The 17,963-nt window shown below is 68.8% G+C and carries 12 protein-coding genes; 3 read left to right on the top strand and 9 right to left on the bottom strand.

Annotation, left to right across the window (positions count from 1 at the left end):
- Window positions 1-1,196 precede the first annotated feature (1,196 nt).
- The 5 genes from K8612_RS33150 to K8612_RS33130 form a co-directional block, all read right to left on the bottom strand.
- Window positions 1,197-2,735: a hypothetical protein gene (locus tag K8612_RS33150; protein WP_223743428.1), complete on the bottom strand. Its 1,539-nt coding sequence runs from the start codon at window positions 2,733-2,735 to the stop codon at window positions 1,197-1,199.
- Between the two features lie 12 nt (window positions 2,736-2,747).
- The gene (locus K8612_RS33145; RefSeq protein WP_223765168.1) at window positions 2,748-3,407 is read right to left on the bottom strand and encodes a hypothetical protein; all 660 of its coding nucleotides are present in this window, start codon (window positions 3,405-3,407) and stop codon (window positions 2,748-2,750) included.
- The gene (locus K8612_RS33140; RefSeq protein ID WP_223765167.1) at window positions 3,397-4,824 is read right to left on the bottom strand and encodes a hypothetical protein; all 1,428 of its coding nucleotides are present in this window, start codon (window positions 4,822-4,824) and stop codon (window positions 3,397-3,399) included. Before K8612_RS33140 ends, K8612_RS33145 begins: the two co-directional genes overlap by 11 nt.
- Window positions 4,825-4,908: 84 nt before the next feature.
- Entirely contained in the window at window positions 4,909-6,045 is a 1,137-nt protein-coding gene (locus K8612_RS33135; RefSeq protein WP_223765166.1) for an AAA family ATPase, read from the bottom strand.
- Between the two features lie 75 nt (window positions 6,046-6,120).
- The gene (locus tag K8612_RS33130; RefSeq protein ID WP_223765165.1) at window positions 6,121-8,790 is read right to left on the bottom strand and encodes a hypothetical protein; all 2,670 of its coding nucleotides are present in this window, start codon (window positions 8,788-8,790) and stop codon (window positions 6,121-6,123) included.
- A 129-nt stretch (window positions 8,791-8,919) separates the two neighbouring features.
- Here K8612_RS33130 and K8612_RS33125 point away from each other — a divergent pair, with 129 nt between their 5' ends.
- A complete protein-coding gene (locus K8612_RS33125; RefSeq protein WP_223765164.1) occupies window positions 8,920-9,378 on the top strand; it encodes a DUF4145 domain-containing protein in 459 nt (152 codons plus the stop codon).
- Between the two features lie 68 nt (window positions 9,379-9,446).
- Here the strand turns inward: K8612_RS33125 and K8612_RS33120 are convergent, their stop codons facing one another.
- From K8612_RS33120 to K8612_RS33110, 3 genes are read right to left on the bottom strand one after another with little or no spacing between them, the layout of a single operon-like run.
- Window positions 9,447-10,319: a family 16 glycosylhydrolase gene (locus K8612_RS33120; protein WP_223765163.1), complete on the bottom strand. Its 873-nt coding sequence runs from the start codon at window positions 10,317-10,319 to the stop codon at window positions 9,447-9,449.
- 24 nt (window positions 10,320-10,343) lie between these two features.
- Complete coding sequence (locus K8612_RS33115) at window positions 10,344-11,090, bottom strand: Type 1 glutamine amidotransferase-like domain-containing protein (RefSeq protein WP_223765162.1); 747 nt, start codon at window positions 11,088-11,090, stop codon at window positions 10,344-10,346.
- Window positions 11,091-11,100: 10 nt separating this feature from the next.
- Window positions 11,101-12,417 carry a family 16 glycosylhydrolase gene (locus K8612_RS33110; RefSeq protein ID WP_223765161.1) on the bottom strand — a complete coding sequence of 439 codons (1,317 nt, stop codon included), beginning with the start codon at window positions 12,415-12,417 and terminating at the stop codon, window positions 11,101-11,103.
- A 116-nt stretch (window positions 12,418-12,533) separates the two neighbouring features.
- Between K8612_RS33110 and K8612_RS33105 the strand changes: the two genes are divergently transcribed.
- Window positions 12,534-15,095 carry a LamG domain-containing protein gene (locus K8612_RS33105; RefSeq protein ID WP_223765160.1) on the top strand — a complete coding sequence of 854 codons (2,562 nt, stop codon included), beginning with the start codon at window positions 12,534-12,536 and terminating at the stop codon, window positions 15,093-15,095.
- A 55-nt stretch (window positions 15,096-15,150) separates the two neighbouring features.
- On the opposite strand, the gene K8612_RS33100 is transcribed toward K8612_RS33105, so the two are convergent.
- On the bottom strand, window positions 15,151-16,386 hold the full coding sequence (locus K8612_RS33100; RefSeq protein ID WP_223765159.1) for an acetyl-CoA C-acetyltransferase: 1,236 nt from the start codon (window positions 16,384-16,386) through the stop codon (window positions 15,151-15,153).
- A gap of 222 nt (window positions 16,387-16,608) precedes the next feature.
- Here K8612_RS33100 and K8612_RS33095 point away from each other — a divergent pair, with 222 nt between their 5' ends.
- Entirely contained in the window at window positions 16,609-17,958 is a 1,350-nt protein-coding gene (locus K8612_RS33095; RefSeq protein WP_223765158.1) for an MFS transporter, read from the top strand.
- Window positions 17,959-17,963: the final 5 nt, after the last annotated feature.

Below are 17,963 nucleotides of genomic sequence, written 5' to 3'. Positions count from 1 at the left end.
CCCCCGGGCGGCGGGAGGCGAAAACCTGTCCGACTGTCGGACAGGTTTTGAGGCAACCGGCCCCGGGCGGGCGCCTCGGTTCATGGCCTCGCCTTGGAGTCCGCGCACGTGTGACGTCATGCACCTGGAGGACTGGCATTGGTTCGGGCCCCATGCAGTGGAAACCGACCCCACTGTCGGAAGGGTTTTGGGGCACCCGGTCCCGGGCGGGCGCATCTGTCCGTGCCCCACCTTGGTGGTCGCGCACGCACGGCGTCACGCCCGCATCGGTCCAGCCCGGCCTCGGTTCCATGCGGCGGAAACCGGTCCGACTGTTGAACAGGTTTTGAGGCAACCGTTCCTGGGCGGGCGCTTCGGCCCGTGGCCTCGCCTTGGAATCCGCTCACGTATGACCTCATGCACCTTCCGGACTGGCACTGCCTCGGGCCCCATGCAGCAGCACCTGGTCCGACGGTCGGGCAGGTTTTGCGGCACCCGGTCCGGGGCGAGCGCCTCGGTCCATGGCCTCACCTTGGTACGCGCGCACGTACGACGTCACGCACCTGCCCGACCGGCGCGGCCTCGGGCCCATGCAGTGAAAGCCGGCCCGACAGTCGGACAGGTTTTGCGGCAACCGGTCCCAGGAGGGTGCCTCGGTCCCTGGCCTCACCTTGATATGCGCGCAGGCACTACGTCACCTACCTGTCGGGCCAGCGCGGTCTCGGGCCCTATGAAGTGGAAACAGGTCCGACTGTCGGACGGGTTTTGAGGGAACCGAGACCAGGGGGGCGCCTCGGAACTCGCCCCACCTTCGTGTTCGCGCACGCACAACGTCGCGCCTCTGCCGAGCCCGCGCGACCCTGGACCGCGGGCGGCGAAAACCTGTCCGACTGTCGGACAGGTTTTGAGGCAACCGGTCCCGGGCGGACGTCTCGGTTCGAGTTCTACCTTGAGGATTGCGTACGTATGGACTGAGCCCGCCTGGGTTCGGTGGACTGGTTTTCCGGACTCCTTGCCTTGGTGAGTGGCTCTATCGGTAGGCCCAGGCTGTGGTGTCCGTGCGCGCACGACGGCTCTGACTCCGCCGCGCTCCGCGATGAGCAGGTCTTCGCGGAGAAATTCGGATCACTGGGTGGTTGCCTTTGAAATGCTGTCGACCTGATGGGGTAGTGCTTCTGGCGGCTTTCCCGTTCGGACGGCCCCGGACCGGGGAGGCTTCATCCCCGCTTGAAGGCGCTCGCGTCCGGTAGACCGCTGCCGCTCAGGTCCGCGCCCATGGCGGTGAGGACGCCGGAGAAGATGTCCGGCTCGTTGGACGTCACCTTGCCTGGCTGGGGGGCGCCGGTGCGTGCGTCGAAGCCGTAGGTGAGGGTGGTGTTTGGATCCACGCCTCCCAGCACGGTGTTTCCCTTCACCATGGGCGACAGCAACAGGAAGCCATTGTTGAGGTCGTGGCCCGAACCGAACTCCGTGGCGCCGGAGGGGCGCGGGCGCGTGCGGCCGAACTCCGTGGCCACGTAGATGAGCGTGCGGTCCCACATGGATTCACCCGAGCCCGCGTCGAACGGCTCCGCCTTGAGCAGCGTGATCAACGAGTCCACCGTGGACAGGATGCGCGCCCACATGAAGGCCTGTCCTCCCCGGTGGTCGTTGTGGCTGATGTCGAACGCGAGCGGCGGATTGGCGATGCCGTTGGGCCCGCCCACCGCGACGTTGAAGTCCGGCCCCAATGTCACCGACACGGACACCCGGTACTTGAGCAGCAGGAACGCGAGCGCCGCCTGACCCTGCACGGGGTCCGTGAAGAAGCCGGGGAACACCTCGCGCAGCCGCGCCCCGTCCGGCGAGCTCTCCAGCCCGTATTTCGTCAGCGGAATGGAGGGCAGGTCCGGGAGGATGTTGAGCTTCGTGATGAGGTCCATCGCCTCCAGCTTCGGCTGCTGCACGCCTCGCTGTTCGCTCCAGCGCCTCAGCGCGCCGCTGTCCTGGAAGGTGCGGCCGAAGATGGACTTCTGGTCCAGGGCGTCCCGCGTGCTCCGCGCCAGCGTGAGGACGTCCTTCGACGGCGCTCCGGCGATGCCTCGCGAGCCATCCAGGCCCAGGGGCCACAGGGACGGGTTGACCACGGGCTCGCCGAAGCAGGACAGGGGCAGGCTGTCGTCGGTGCCTCGCTCGGCGTAGCCGCCCGTGCCCATGTTGACGTTGGGCAGCGGCATGCCGCCTCCCCACTGGAGCGCGACGGCCTCCTGGAGCGTGCGGCCCCGCCACGCGCCGTTGCCGGTCAGCGAGCGCTTCTGCGCGATGCCGTGGTTCACGGACGTGCCCACGGAGGTGGCTACGAGCATCTCGCTCGCGTGCTTCTTCACGAACGCCAACTGGTCGGTGTTGACCGGGATGTTGATGCTGCCCAGGCGCGAGTTGCTGTACTTCACCGCGCGGAAGGGACTGTCCGTCACGCCCTGCACCTGCGCGTCCGGGAAGGTGTTGAGCGCGGCGGCGTTGGCGGACTCGGACTGGCGGACCGCGAGGAAGCTGTCCACGATGGACGCGCCCCCCGCCGCCCCGATGACGATGAGGAACTTCGGCTTGCCGTCGAGCGCGTCGCGCTTGCGGCCCAGCTTCTCCAGGGACTCGGGCGTCTGGAGCGAGTCCCGGCAGCCGGAGAGGAAGGGCGCGAGCGTGGTGCCCGCCGCGCAGAGTGACAGTGCCCGCAGCAGCTCCCGGCGCGACAGCCGGCCCGTGGTCTTGAGGGTCATGGGGAGGGTTCCTCAGTAGAAGACGGCTTCGGCGGAAGAGAAGACGGCGAGACACACGGCCTGCATCCACGCGACACCCGGCGTGGCGGCGCTCGTGGCCTGCACCTGGTCGTAAAGGCGCACCAGCGTGTCCCGCTCGCCCCGGGTCGGATCCCGCAGCCACGCGCGGCGCACCAGGGAGGTCACCGCCGTGGCGACCGCGGGGCTCGCGGAGTCCGCCAGCTTGCCGTCCGCGGTGAGGACCACGTCCTTGAACACCACCGCGGCGGCGGGCGTGTTCACGTCCAGCGCGATGCGCGCGTTGCACGCGGAGAGAACGGTGCGCTCCACGGCGATGGGCGTGGTGGCGCCCGTGACGGGGGCGGTCTCGTAGACGCTGTGCTGGTAGGGGTCCACGCCGCCCAGCGCCACGCCGTGCACGGTCTGGCAGGGGTACTGGCCCAGCTCGTTGCACACGGAAGACGCGGGCAGCTCCAGCGCCTGGGCCAGGTCGAGCGACAGGCGCTCGGGGCCCTTGAAGCGCAGGTTTCCCTTCTGGGACTTCGCGACGCCGCCGTCCCATCCAGGCGTCACCCCGGGGTTCGCGTCCGGTCCCAGGTCGACGGCGGTGGGAATCTTGTCGGAGCAGCCCGTGAGCAAGAGACAGGTCAACAGCAGGCGTTCAGGGCGCACCGTAGGCCTCCGTGCGGATGAGGTCGTGAAGCATCTTCTGCACGCGGTACGCGTGCGTCGTGCGGAAGGCCTGCCAGGTGCGGACGAACTCCTCGTTCTCCTCCGGCAGGGGCGCGTGGCCGACGAGCAGCTTCCAGTAGTCCGTGACGGTGGAGATGGCGAAGGCGTCGCTGTTGGCGGCGACCCGGGCCCACTCCGTGAGGTTGCTCACGGGCTGGCCCAGGATGACGCCCTGCTCGGGCGTATTCTTCAGCGTGGCCACTTCGTTGGGGAACAGCAGCTCCAGCCGGTTGGGGATGTAGCGGTTGGGCTGCCCGCCCAGGCCGTTGTAGTTGCGGTACGGGTACGACAGCGGATCCAACGTTGCGTGGCACGCGGCGCACTGGGGCGCCTGGACGCCCTTGGCGTCGTAGTCGCGCGGCTCGTTGGGGACGCTGTGCAGGCCCTCCTGCTTCGCGATGTCCAGGCCCAGGTACGCGCGGTACATCTGCGACGCGGCGTTGCGCGGCAGCGCGGTGAACATGACGAAGGAGGTCAGCGTCCACGCGCTCGTCATGTTGCCGGCGCGGCGCGAGGCCTCCACGAACTGGGAGGACAGGCTGTTGGTGGCCGTGTACGTGGTGGGGCCCGAGCCCGAGCGCTTCACGTAGAAGCTGGCGGTGAGCACGTCGCGCGCGTCGTGGTCGTCCGTCTGGGACCAGGTGAAGAGGGCGTAGTCGTCGTAGTAGTCCGCCAACGGGATGATGCCCGCGTCCTCGCCGGACTTGATGGAGCCGACGGGGCGGATCTTGGGGTGGGCCACCTTCCAGAGCTGCCCGTGCTTGCCGCGCCAGAAGTCGGACTGGAGGCAGCGGTCCAGCTCCTGGTCGATGAAGGCGCGCTGCTTCTCCTCGCTGCCCAACTCCAGGAAGGTGACCCCCTGGGCGTAGGTGGGGGACGTGCCGCAGAAGTCGCTGAGCATGCGGCGGTACGCGAAGCGCGGGTCGTACTGGCAGACCTTGAACTGGGGGTTCTCTCCGCCGCCGCAGATGCCGCTGGGCGGGACGCTGGTGGCGTCACCGGGCAGCGAGCCCTGCTCGACCTCGAACTGGTTGGGGGCGCCGTCGCCGTCGGTGTCCTCGGTGGCGATGGCGCGCAGCGCGGCGGGGAGGGCGGCGGCGAAGTCCGCCTCGGAGAGCGGGCGCGGCCTGCCGGGGGCGAGGTGCGGCTCCAGCGCGGCGCCGTAGCCGTTCCGCTGGGGCGGGGCCACGTGGCAGTACGTGCAGGCGGGCTGGGTGCCCTGGCAGGCGGGCGCGGTGGGGTACTCGGCGCAGAAGGTGCCGGGGCCCGGGGGCATGGCCACGGCCGGGGTCGCGAACCCGAGCAGCAGCAGCCCGGGCAGCAGCCATCGGCTCGGGGTGGGAAAGGGGAGGGGCACGCGGGCTCCGGGGACGGGTGCTGCTGTACGGACACACCAACCCGGAGAATCAGAAAAGGTTTCGGAGCTTCGTGCGCGCCGGCTTCACCACGGCCGCCGCTCGATGAGGTGGCGCGCCTCGGGCGAGGGGGCGAGGAAGGACACGGGGGCACCCGCGACGCGCTCGAGCTCCTCCAGGTGATGACGGGCCGCGTCGGTGAGCTGGTCGAAGCGCCGTGCGTTCCAGTTGCTCCGGGTCAGCTCCCCCGCGAGCGTGACGGCCAGGTCCGTGGGGGCGTTGAGGGTGGCTGCTTCGCGCAGCCGCACCCAGTCGAACGCAAGGCCTTCCGAGCGGCACGCCAGGACGACCCGCCGCACCCGTCCCGGCGCGATGCCCACCGCCTGGATGCAGCCGCTGGCGGAGGGACCGGCGCTTTCAATCAGCACGCGGTGCCCCCGGGCGAAGGCGTCCTCCAGTTCTTCGCGGGAGGGACTCGGGTCTGGTCCGTCCATTCGAAACAGCACGGCGTAGTGAGGCGCGAGCTGCGCCATGAGGGGACGTGTGTCCACGCCGTCATGGGCCCCTGGGACCACGAGGTCCACGAGCCGTTCACCCGTCCGCCCATAAAGACCGAGCCGGCTGGCCACCCGCACGAGCACCGCGTCGGGCGGTGTCCGCGCCGTGTCGACCACGAGCTCCGCCGCCGAGGCCAGCGCGTGCACCGCGCGTTCCGCGGGATGCGCCCAGGCCACCTCGAAGCTGTCCTGATACGCCGCGCACCGATGTTCCTCGCAGGGCCCGGCCACTTCGACAGGGGATGGCGCTTCGTGCTCATGCATGGCGCGCGAGCGCCGCTCCGCGTAGCGCAAGGCCTGCGTCGGCTCGGGCGTGACCAGATGGACGTGCACGACGCGAAGCCCCGGGCTTCCTCGCAGGCCGTCCAACTGGGCCTCACTGCTCGCGGCATCCACGATGAGCAGCCTGGACGTTCGGCCAGACGCGCCCGGCCCGTGTGCATGCAGGGCGGTGAGCACTCCCTCCGCCAGCCAGCGCCCACCCGTCTCGCGGTCCAGCGTGAGGCTCCGGTCCTGGTGCGAGCACCGGGAACCCGCACCGCCGTGCTTCCGCAGCAAATCCTCCGAGTGGAGATGCAGCGCGCCGAACCGCCGCGCGAGCCCCTGCGCGAGGGTCGTCTTCCCCGCGCCGATGGGCCCCGATACCACCACCACCGTGACCGCCATGGCTTGTTCCTCCCGAGGAGGAACACCCTAGGAACCCGGTCGCGGTGCGAACCATCCCCCGTTGGAGGGAGGACGTCAGGAGTCTTTCGCTCCCTCCTCGATATCGCAGCGCAGCGCCCATGCTTCCTTCCACCCTGGGACCCTCAGGTTGATGAGGTGATGCAGCCAAGAAATGAACGCCTCATTGGGAACATCGGGCTGGGTGATGCCTTTGCGAATCATAGCGATAACGCTTGGTGTCTCCTCTGCTGGGGCTGCCCTTGCGAGCCCCAGGGCAGAGGTCCATTTCCCCCGCTGGACGTAATCGCGGAGTCCGTCTCTCGCGACAGACGGCGCCTTCTTCCAGATGGCTCTGCGGGCCTCGTGGTCTTGATGCCCTTCTCTGAGAACCTCATCCAGCAGCGCCCTTCGCATGAAGGACTCGGGCATGGCTTGCCACGGATATCCCGGGTCGAGATCGAAGCCTGGGTGCATCCTTCGCGGCCAGTATCGAAGGAAGGCGACCCATTGATCATCCCTGAAGAGTTCGAAAGGAACACTTGTGCCACTCAGCCAGTTCGAGAGGCGCTCGTCCTGCATTGCCTCCGCCGGGATAAGTGACCAGAGGTCCGCCGACCGCGGCCCAGGTTGCAGTGCGCGAGGAAGTTCCTCCGAGGAGTCAAGCCAAACACGCCAGAGCGCGCGTGCGAAAGATTCCCACTCCTGTCCCCGGCGCTGAAAGTACGGGCGGATGATTTGGACCAATCCCTTGAGCTTGCTGAGTATCTTTACATGCTGCAAGTTCAGTTCGTTCGATTGATAAACGGTGAGTAGGAACTCGGGGATTTGAAAATGCAGAAGCTGTGATGGCGGCGTGCTCCTGCGACGGAGCAGGCGCCCATAAAGTTCGATGACCCTGAGTTTAATCTCCTCACTGTGCGGGCGTTCAATGATCTCCTGCCAACTCAGGATCAACTCATTGAGGTGCACGTTGGCCGGAAAGGCATGATTCCAAGGATCGAGCACAGGGTGCGCGGCGGCTCGCGAGGGTGAGCGCTCCTCGGTCAGCGCATGCGCCGCGAGAATCCAGTAGCCATGACTCAACAGCGGCGATTGAAGTCCATCCCTGCGGAAGGTGCGCGGGAGGGGAATCCCGTTGAGTTCGGACGTGAGAGATTGCTGCAGATCGAAAACCTCGACATGAAGCGCCTCGGGCGTTCCGCCTCCCTCCAACAACGTCAACCCGAGTGCCACGAAGCTGCTTTCCAGCGCGGCCGTCCAGGCGGGTGAACGACGGTCCTGGTGGGCCAACAGACGACGGATGGGGTCGAAGTCGCCGCCTTGGCAACGGAACAGGAGTTTGTCGAATACGAAGTTCGCGCCATGGGCGTGCAGTAGCGCTTCTCCCCATGTTTCCGCTTCCTCTTGCAGCAGTGCATCCGCGCTTTGCCCAAGCACGGTCTCGAACACCCATGATGGGCGGAGTGCATACAAGCCGGGCTGCTGCTCTCTCAAGAGGAAAAGCTGCTGGAGCGTTTTGACCCTTTGGAACGCTTGTGGTGGGAGGGCTTCGACTGCCTTGTTGATGTCGCGAGGCGCCAACTTCAGCAGTTTCTGCACGGACGCATCCGAGAGCCAGTCAATGACATCGGACGCTGCAGGCCCGTCCCGCACGATTGTGCGCCACTCGTCGAGCGGCCTTGCTTGGAACCACGGTTCTTCACCATGCACCAGGAGGCGGTGTGCCATGCCGGACAAGAAGGTCCAGAGGCTGGCAATGTCGAGCGAGGTATCGCGCTCCGGGATGTGACGGCCCCTGATTCGCAGGAAGTACCGGGCGAGGTCCACCTGGGTGGTGGTCTTCTTGCTCTGGAGCTGTCTCCTGAACTCCGCGTACACCCCTACGAACCCCACTGCGGTCTCAAACCCATCGATGAGTCCCAGGGGAAGAATGTCCTTGCGAAGCCAATCCAGACAGGACCTGGGGTCAAACGCTTCTTCATCAGCCCTTCGCTCCTCGATCCAGAACACCAAGGACTCAAGCCACTCCTCCACCGCGGGCGAGCTGACGATGGTCCAGATGTTACTGGGCCGGGACTCTTCTTGCGGCGCCTCCTGGAAAGGGGAGTCAGGGTGGGCGTCATCTGGGAGCCCGTCGACCGCGACGCAAAGGTCGATGCCGCTTGGCCGTGTGTCCACGCCCAAGAGACCCATTGGAGACTTCAGCTCGATGAAGGCTCGGCCCGTCCTGGGAAGCTTTCGCCGGGCTTCGTTCCAGCTCTCAGCCCTGATGAACAGGGCTTTCCCCTGGGCTTCAAGCCACTCTCCGACGAGCGTCCGGCCCGAGCCGTTTCGTGCCCTCCAGAGGATGGGCGACCCGGCCCAGGACCGGGTATCGAGCACCTCGTCGGGAAACGCGGCTGGCAAGGATTCCTGCCCCAGGTTGAGGGGGCGGGTGTTGGCATCCCAAAGTCTGAAGGAGTGCTGCTGGGAAGGGCGTGTCCGCTGGAGACTTTCCAAGCGCTCCTGGAAGTCCTCTTCGGCCACCTGCAGGTACTCCACGAGCAGCGCACGCAGCCGGGGATTCGTGCCGAGCAGGTGGAGGTTCTTGCCCTGGTCGAAGGCCCCCAGGTAGGTCGCCAGCGAACCTTCGCTGATGCGCAGTCCCTTCCAGGACGGTTCGCGTCGCAGGTCACGGGACACCTTGGCCCAGCTCACCTTGCCAATACCCTTGGTTTCCTTGACGAACTCCTCAAGCCAACCCACTGAACCCTCCTGGTACGAGCCGTTCCAACTGTTCCATGAATCCAATTGGAGTCCAATTGGGCTCGCGTTGAGGCAGGACGTGCAGAGGCCTAATTTCGCCGCGTTCCGATTCACGGAGGCACACGCCACATGGCCGCTGAACACCGCTCTCTCTCGTTGTCCGCCACCCCCTCGTGGCCTCGACCCGCCTGGATAGAGGACCTGCCTGCGCGCATCCAAGGGATGCTCACTGATGTCTATGCCCTGGCCGACAATGGGCCCTCGCCGCTCGGGATGGCAGGCCTTCGTATGCTGCTCGAACAAGTGGTGCGGGATGGCGTGGACGTTGATGGCAACCTACGCCGGCGACTCTACGAACTCCACAACCGGGGCTTCATCACTACCCACCACCATGAACGTCTCGTGAACGTGATTACGCATGGCAACGCCGCGGTTCATGAGGGGGCTTCGGTGAGTGGCGAGGAGTTCCGGTACTTGCTCATGTCCATTGAGCATCTGCTTCTGGGCTACTTCGTCCTGAGGCAGCCTGCATTGGGATTGCCGCAGAACAAGGCGGGGCAAGCGCCGCGCTTGATCTCCACTCCATGAGATGGATGCTCAAGTCGTGCAGGGGCCTCCTGGCGATGGTCCACATGGTCTGCGGTGGAGGCGGGGGCCTAGTTCGTGTCCTTGCTCTTGCGCTTCTGTGAGACGCGCACCCAGTCCACTTCCATCGTCTGCGGCGAGTCGCGCACCAGGTCCACCGTGGCCTGTGGCACGCCGAAGTAGGGCTCCTTCGTCTTGTTCACGCCCTCCGGGTAGCCGCCGCCCACCGCGAAGTTGAAGATGATGAAGAGGGGCTTGTCGTAGGCCCAGGCGCCGTGGCGCTCCACCTCCTCGCGCGTGGACGTCTTCACGCGCTCCCCATCGATGTACCAGTGGATGGCCTCCGGGGAGGTCTCCACGCCGTACTCGTGCCAGTCGCTCACCGGCGTGCGCGGGAAGAAGCGGCCGTTGATGGGCGTGTCGCCGCTGTAGCCCGGCCCATGCAACGCGACGGACACCCAGTCGCCGTAACCGACGTTCTCCATGATGTCGAGCTCCCCACACGCCGGCCACCCCGCCGTGTGGATGTCATGGCCCAGCATCCAGAACGCCGGCCACAGGCCCACGCCCACCGGCAGCTTGATGCGCGCCTCGACGCGGCCGTGCTTGAACTCCCGCTTGCCCGCGCTTTCCACCCGGCCCGACGTGAACGGATACCCGTTGGCCGTCTGCATCCGCGCCGTGAGCTTCAACGTGCCGCCGCTCACCGACACGTTGTCCGGTGACGCCGTGTACTGCTGCTGCTCGTTGTTCACGTGCACGTCGGTCTGGATGCGCCAGTTGCTTGGGTCCACCCGCGTGCCGTCGAACTCGTCACTCCACACCCGGACCCAGCCGCCCTCCGCGCCCGCCACCGCTTCCGAGCGCTTCGGCGCCCCCGCGCACGCCGTCAGCCCCGCCACCAGCGCCCACGCCGTCACCGCCCTGTACGTGCTCGTCGCCATCGCCGTTCCTCGAAAGGGGGCCCGCTACTGGAGCGTCCGCCGGTCCACCGGCGCTTCGGGGGACTCGCCCCGGTACGGCGTGGCCGGAGGCATGAGCAGCGATTCGTGCAGCCGCCCCTCCACGTCCACCGTCACGTCCACCACGGTCTGCCGCACCGGCTCCACGCTCCCGTCCGCGTGCAGGAGCACACCGCCCCCCCGCGGGATGCCCAGCCCCCGCGTGGGCAGCCCCATGCGCCGCACGGCGAGCTTGAGGCCGGGCCACTCGGAGGGCTCGTGCACGCCGATGAGGTAGGGCACCAGGCCCAGCACCGGGAAGGGCTCGCCTTCGCCGGGCAGGTCCTCGCACCACGCGCCCAGGCCCAGGTGCATGGCCCCGGCGGACACGCCCATCAGCACGGCGCCGGCCTGATGCCGCTCGCGCAGGACCCCGTCCACGCCGTGGGCCTGGAACGCGTCCCAGCCCACGCGCGGGTCTCCGCCCGCCAGGAGGATGACGTCGGCGTCCTTCAGCCACGCCAGGTCCTCGCCGGACGGCGCGGCCGGGATGCTCCGGCAGCGCGTGATGCCAATGCCCTCCATGGCCGCGACGAAGATGTCGAAGAACGCCGGCTCGTCGCCGTTGGACGCGCCCAGGTACGCGGCCTTCACCGGCGGCACGCGCAGCTCCGCGCCGGTGTGCACACGCACGTAGTCCAGGAAGGGGCGCCCCTCCACGCGCCAGAACAGCGGAGCGCTGTCAGCCAGCAGGAGGAGGGGCGGGAGCGTCATGCCCTTCAGCCTACCGCCACTGGTAGGCGCGCACCCAGTCCACTTCCATGGTCTGCGGCGCGTTGCGCACCAGGTCCACCGTGGACTGCGGCACGCCGTAGTACGGCGTGGAGGCGCCATTCACGCCGAAGGGATAGCCGCCGCCCACCGCGAGGTTGAGGATGATGAAGAGGGGCTTGTCGTACGCCCACGCGCCGTAGCGCTGCACCTCGGTGCGCGTGGTGGTCTTCACCAGCACCCCGTCGATGTACCACTTGATGTCCGAGGACGAGTACTCCGTGCGGTACACGTGCCAGTTGCTCACGCTGGACGACGGGTAGAAGCGGCCGTTGATGGGCGTGTTGCCGCTGTAGCCCGGGCCGTGCAGCGCCCCGGACACCCAGTCGCCGTAGCCGACGTTCTCCATGATGTCGAGCTCCCCGCACGCGGGCCAGCCCACGGAGTTGATGTCATTGCCCAGCATCCAGAACGCCGGCCACAGGCCCGCGCCCACCGGCAGCTTGATGCGCGCCTCGATGCGGCCGTGGCTGAACTCGCGCTTGCCCGCGCTCTCCAGCCGGCCGGAGGTGAACGGGTAGCCGTTGTTCCACTGCAGGCGCGCGGTGAGCTTCAGCGTGCCGTTGCTCACGGAGATGTTGTCGCTGGAGTTCGTGTACTGCTGCTGCTCGCTGTTCACGTGCACGGTCGTGTTGGGCGTCCAGTTGGCCGTGTTGACGCTGGTGCCGTCGAACTCGTCGCTCCAGATCTGCACCCAGCGGTCCTCGGCCCCGCCCACGACGCCAAAGGAGAACGACTCCCAGCAGCCGGCCGTGGCGCGGTTGGCGTACAGCGGCGCGCTGGCGCCCTGGTTCACGTCCGCGGACACGTACTGCCCGGTGCTCTTGGCGCGCAGGCCCACGCTGCCGTCCGGGAAGGGCACCCAGGTGAAGCGCTCCCAGTCGCCCACCGCCGTGCGGAAGCCCGTCACCTGGCCGCCCGCGTTCGGATCCGCGGACACGTACAGGCCCGTCTCCACCACGCGCAGCGAGATGAAGTCATTGCCCGCGTCCGCCACCTGGAACTGCTCCCACCCCTGCGCGCTGTCCCGGTTGGCGACGAGCGGCGCGGTGGTCCCCAGGTTCCGGTCCGCCGACACGAACTTCTGCGTCGCGCACGCCTTCAGCCACACCGTCTGCCCCACCGGCGCCGCCGTGGCGGACTGCTCCCGCTCCGCCACCACCGGCGTCGTCAGCATCGCGTCCTGCGCGGGCGCGGCGCCCCCGCCACAGGCCGTCAACCCCAGCACCGCCGCCAGCGCCCACAGCGTCTCTCCGGCTCTCGTCGCCATCGTCTTCCTCAAGAGGTGTGTCCGGCCCCGACAGGGAGCGGGAACCCGCCCCCCTTAGACCGGGGAGGGCAGAATGGCTTAACCTTATTTCCATGAAAAAGTCACTTAGTGGGGCCATGGGTGTGATGCTCGGGATAGGGCTCGCGGGCATGCCCGTGGGGGTGTTCGCGGAGGGCCGGCCGTCGCTGGTGAACACGCGCATCGGGACGCCCTTCGGGGCGAACGGGCACTCGTCCACGGTGGACGGGCGCATCTTCGTGGGCAACATCGGCGAGGACCACGCGACCACGACGACCACGTGGATTGCCCGCGTGTTCCGCCCGGAGGCGGTGACGTACGACGCGGCCGGCAAGCCGTCGTTCGCGGGGGCCTTCTCCGCGGGCAAGACGACGACCGTGCGCAACGGGGAGAACGCGCTGGCGTTCTGCTTCACGAACCCCGCCCAGCCCTACGCGCTGTCGAGCGGCGTGGCGGTGTACCAGCCGTTCCTCTTCGACTCGATGATGTTCAACGGGGACAACGTCTTCCGGCGGCGCACCACGGACCTCCGCGTGTCGCAGCCCTTCACGACGGCGGCGGACATCGCGTCGTTCACCACCGGCCCGCTGGAGACGCTGCGCACGGTCACCGGCGCCACGATTCGCGGCATCGAGCCCACGATGACGTCCGACGGCCGGCTGCTCATCTACCAGGGCGCGCCCGCGAACACCGGCGGCATCGACCACATGATGTACGCGTACAACCCCACGCCGTGCGCGGCCACGGGCTGGAGCAACCCGCGCCCGCTGTCGATGATGTTCAACGACCCGAACGCGGGCGTGAAGCGCTACCCGCTGGCGTGGAAGCGGCTGAAGGCGGCGACGGGCGAGGACTTCGGCGACACGGCTTCTGGCGCGCTCGTGCGCGGCGCCTACGCGTGGGTGGACCACGAGGGCCGCAACCTCCTCTACATCGCCGTCACGTACACGGACGGCGCGAGGCGCGAGGCGGTGAGCCTGGTGGGCGCGGACACGAACTGGACCGCGTACCACATCGACGGGGCCATCAACACGGACCGCATGGACATCGCGCACCTCTTCTATTCGGGGCCCATGTGGAACTTCGAGCAGGAGCGCCTGCCGTCACAGAGCTTCCCGCCCGGGCAGAGCAACGCCGCGCACTACCTGCCTGTCACGAAGACGCACGACGTGCTGGCCCTCTTCGGCAGCAACACCGCTGACTACAACGAGGTGGACCTGGGCGAGCTGATGGACCCCTTCCACCTGCTCTTCCTGCCCATGAACGAGCTCGTCACTCGCGCGGGCGCGTATGACCTGACGCGCACGCCGGACCTGTCCGGCCGCTTCTTCACCGGCACGCTGGTGGGGGGCGCGTCCATCTCGCCGGGCAACGCGCTGACGCGCTCGTCGCCGGACTCGCTGTGGCAGCCGCACGGCAAGGGCAAGGCGCTGGTGGTGCCCGGCGGGAGCGCGCTCGCGGTGAACCTGGCGGACCCGTCCGGCACGGTGCCCGGCGTGGGCGCGTTCGTGCGCGGCCTGTCGGTGGAGTTCGCGGTGCGGCCGGACGCGGACATCCAGCAGGGGTGCACCACCGGCAATCCCTACCGCTACCTGATGCAGAAGGCGGGCGGGCTGGACATCATCCACGAGGCCAGCAACCAGGTGCAGTTCTCCCTGGTCGTCAACGGCCAGCGCGTGCGGCTGGGCGGCAGCCCGGTGCTGCCGGTGGGGCAGTGGAGCCACCTGGCCTATACGTGGGACGGCACCACCGGCGTCTTCCAGGAGTACCTCAACGGCGTGCCCACGAAACGCGCGCTGCCCGTCGCGCCGGGGACGGCCCGGCTGGGCACGGGGACGCTCTACATCGGCGCGGGCGCGAACCTGGACACGCAGCGCTGCCCGGCGAACGGCGAGGGCTCGTTCCGGGGCGCCATCGACGAGGTGCGCATCTTCACGCACGCGCGCTCCAACCGGAGCATCTGCATGACCGCGCATGGCGCCAACTGCCGTGAGGAGGCCATCCAGCATACGCCCTCCGCGGGCCAGTTCGTGATGAGCGCCCAGGCGCCCGCGTGCACGGGCACCGGCGCGCTGAACTCGGCGGCGTGCCTGTCCGCGATGCACCGGGCCTGCGCGCAGCGGGGCGCGGGCGACGCGCTGGCGAACAGCACCAACACCTGGGACACGATTGTCCAGCTCGTCAGCAACCGCCCGCCCATCTCGCTGGCGGGCGTGCCGGTGGCGTCCACGGCCACGGACCTGACGGTGGCGTGCGCGCCCATCCAGCATGAGAGCGTGGCCGTGACGTTCGAGGAGCTGGCGCGCATCCACTCGGGCTGCACCGACGAGCGGGGCGTGACGAGCACCCACTGCACCGCGGCGGCGCACCGCTTCTGCAACAGCCAGGGCTGGACGACGGGGCAGGTGTTCGAGGTGACGTCCCGGCCGTGGGTGGGCTGCTTCAACTCCGGGCTCCAGACGGACGTGGAGAAGTCCGTCCTGGGGCCGGTGTCCAGCCTGGGGGACTACAGCACCCCGGGTTCGCGCCTGGAGGTGAGCCAGTGGTGCCGCGCGCAGGGCTACGGCGCTGGCGTCGTGCAGGAGATCCCCAGCGCCACCAAGGCCCACGTGCACTGCTTCCAGCCGGCCGTGACGGCGCCGTGGCGGTACCTGCCGTAAGGGCCCGAGGGGGTGGAATCAGACAGGGGGCGCCTGTCTGATTCCAAGCCGGGCGCTACACGCGCTCGATGATGGTGGCGATGCCCTGGCCGCCGCCGATGCACAGGGTGATGAGCGCCGTCTGCTTGCCCGTGCGCTCCAGTTCATCCAGGGCGGTGCCCAGGAGCATCGCGCCGGTGGCGCCCAGCGGGTGGCCCAGCGCGATGGCGCCGCCGTTGACGTTCACCCGGTCCGGGTCGATGCCCAGCGCGCGCGTCGTCTGGAGCACGACGGCGGCGAAGGCCTCGTTGATCTCCCACAGGTCGATGTCACCGGCCTTCATCCCGGCCATGCGCAGGGCCTTCTGGCTCACGGGCGCGGGGGCGGTGAGCATGATGAGCGGCTCGGTGCCCAGCGTGGCCATGGCGCGGATGCGGGCGCGGGGCTTGAGCCCCTTCTCCTTCACGTAGCGCTCCGACGCCAGCGCCACCACGGCGGCCCCGTCCACGATGCCGCTGGAGTTGCCCGCGGTGTGCACGTGCTGGATGCGCTTCGCCCGCGGGTAGGCGGACAGCGCGATGCCGTCCAGCGTCTCACCGTTCGGGCCCACGGCCGTCTCGCCCAGGGTGACGAACGCGGGCTTGAGCGCGGCCAGGCCCTGCGCGGTGGTGTCCGGGCGAGGGTACTCGTCGCGCTCCAGCAGCACGGCGCCGGTGGCCGGGTCCTTCACCGCGAAGAGGGCCTTCGCGAAGCGGTCCTCCTCGATGGCGCGGGCCGCCTGGCGCTGCGAGCGCAGGGCCCACGCGTCCACGTCCTCGCGGGTGATGCCCTCCAGCGTCGCGATGAGGTCCGCGCTGATGCCCTGGGGCACCTGGTAGACGCGCTCGCGCAGCCGCACGTTGCCGCCGTCCTGGCCGCCGCCGTCCGCGCCCAGCGACAGGTGCGACATGCTCTCCACGCCGCCCGCCACCGCGAAGTCCATGGCGCCGGACGCGACACCCATGGCGCCGAAGTTCACCGCCTGGAGCCCGGAGCCGCAGAAGCGGTTGAGCGACACGGCGGACACGTCCTGCGGCCACCCCGCCGCGAGCACCGCGTTGCGAGCGATGTTCGCGCCCTGCTCGTTCACCTGCGACACGCACCCCGCGATGACGTCGCCCACCTCCCGGGCATCCCAACCGCCACGCCGCTGGAGCGCGTTGAGCGTCTGGGCGAGCAGCTCCTGCGGATGCAGTCCCGTCAGGGCCCCCTTGCCCATCTTCCCGCGCCCACGCGGGGTCCGGACGGCGTCGATGATGTAGCTGGCGGTCATGCGCGGCTCCTTGGATTTTTTATGTAATATTATCGTCGTAATCCGTAAGTCAAGGCGACCTGGGGAGGGCTCGGCTCCTGGCGTCCATGGACGGCAGTGTTGATGAGCCGCAAGTCCAGGGCATCCGGGGCAGACAGCGCGGCGGGCGGCTCGCTACAAGGCCTTGCGCGTCCCGACCTCCCCGGGCGCGGGGGCACACCTTGGGAGGAGTCGGCGGGTGCCTTGACGCCTCCACAGCGGCTGGTCCTGGGAATCGCCGTGCTCGCCTCGCTCGTCACGTTCCTGGACGGGGCGATCATCAACGTCGCGCTGCCCGCGATGGTGCGGGACCTGGGCGGTGGGCTCACCCTCCAGCAGTGGGTGGTGGATGCCTACCTCATCACGCTGGGCTCGCTGATGCTGGCCGCGGGCTCCCTGTCGGATGTGTTCGGGCGCAAGCGCATCCTGCGGCTGGGGCTGCTGGGCTTCGGGGCCACGTCGCTGCTGTGCTCGCTGGCTCCGACGGGCGCGGTGCTCGTGCTCGCGCGTGCGCTGCAGGGGGCCACGGGCGCGCTCCTGGTGCCGGGCTCGCTGGCGCTCATCCTGTCGTTCTTCTCCGGCCCCGAACAGGCGAAGGCCATTGGCGCTTGGACCGGCTGGACGGGTGGGGCGTTCATCGCGGGGCCGCTGGTCGGTGGACTGCTGGTGGACACGGTGGGCTGGCGTTGGATCTTCGCCATCAACGTGCTGCCCATCGGGCTGACGCTGGCGCTGCTCGCGCGCATGGAGGAGCCCACCCGCCCGGAGGGCGCGCGCGTCGACGTGCTGGGGGCCCTGCTCGCGTGCGTGGGATTGGGCGGTCCCGTCTACGCGCTGATTGAGCAGGGGACGGTGGGCTGGACGCATCCCACGGTGCTGGCGTCGCTGGGCGTGGGCGTTCCGGCGTTCATCGCGTTCCTCTGGCAGGAGCGGCGCTCGCCTCACCCGATGATGCCCCTGGGGCTCTTCCGGGCGCGGAACTTCTGGGTGGGCAACCTGGCCACGACGTTCATCTATGGCGCGCTGGCGCTGAGCGAGTTCCTCATCACGCTGTTCCTCCAGCAGGTGGGCGGCTTTCGCGCGACGCTGGCGGGGCTGTCGCTGTTGCCGACGACGGTCCTCATGCTGCTGCTGTCGTCGACGTTCGGTGGGCTCGCGGGCCGGTTCGGGCCGCGCCTGTTCATGGCGGTGGGGCCGTGTGTCGCGGGCGCCGGGTTCCTGCTCATGCTCCGCGTCGGCACGCCGCTGGACTTCTGGAGGCAGATGCTGCCGGGCGTGCTCGTGTTCGGGCTGGGGCTGACGACGACGGTGGCGCCGTTGACGGCGGCGGTGCTCGGGTCCGTGCACAAGGCGCAGGCGGGCATCGGCTCGGCCATCAACAACGCCATCGCCCGGGTCGCGGGGCTCATCGCCATCGCGTTCGCGGGGCTCATCGTGGGCCCGCGACTGGACGTCGCGGGCTTCCACCGGGCGATGCTCGTCTCCGCCGGGCTGCTGGTGCTGGGCGGAGTCACCTCCGCCCTGGGCATCCGGAATCCTCCGGGGAAGGCCTGAGCGCG

Origin of the sequence: Corallococcus sp. AS-1-6 (assembly GCF_020037015.1) — a bacterium.
Classification (GTDB): domain Bacteria; phylum Myxococcota; class Myxococcia; order Myxococcales; family Myxococcaceae; genus Corallococcus.
The sequence above is the reverse complement of the archived record's forward strand: the minus strand, read 5'-3'. Positions and strand labels throughout refer to the sequence as shown.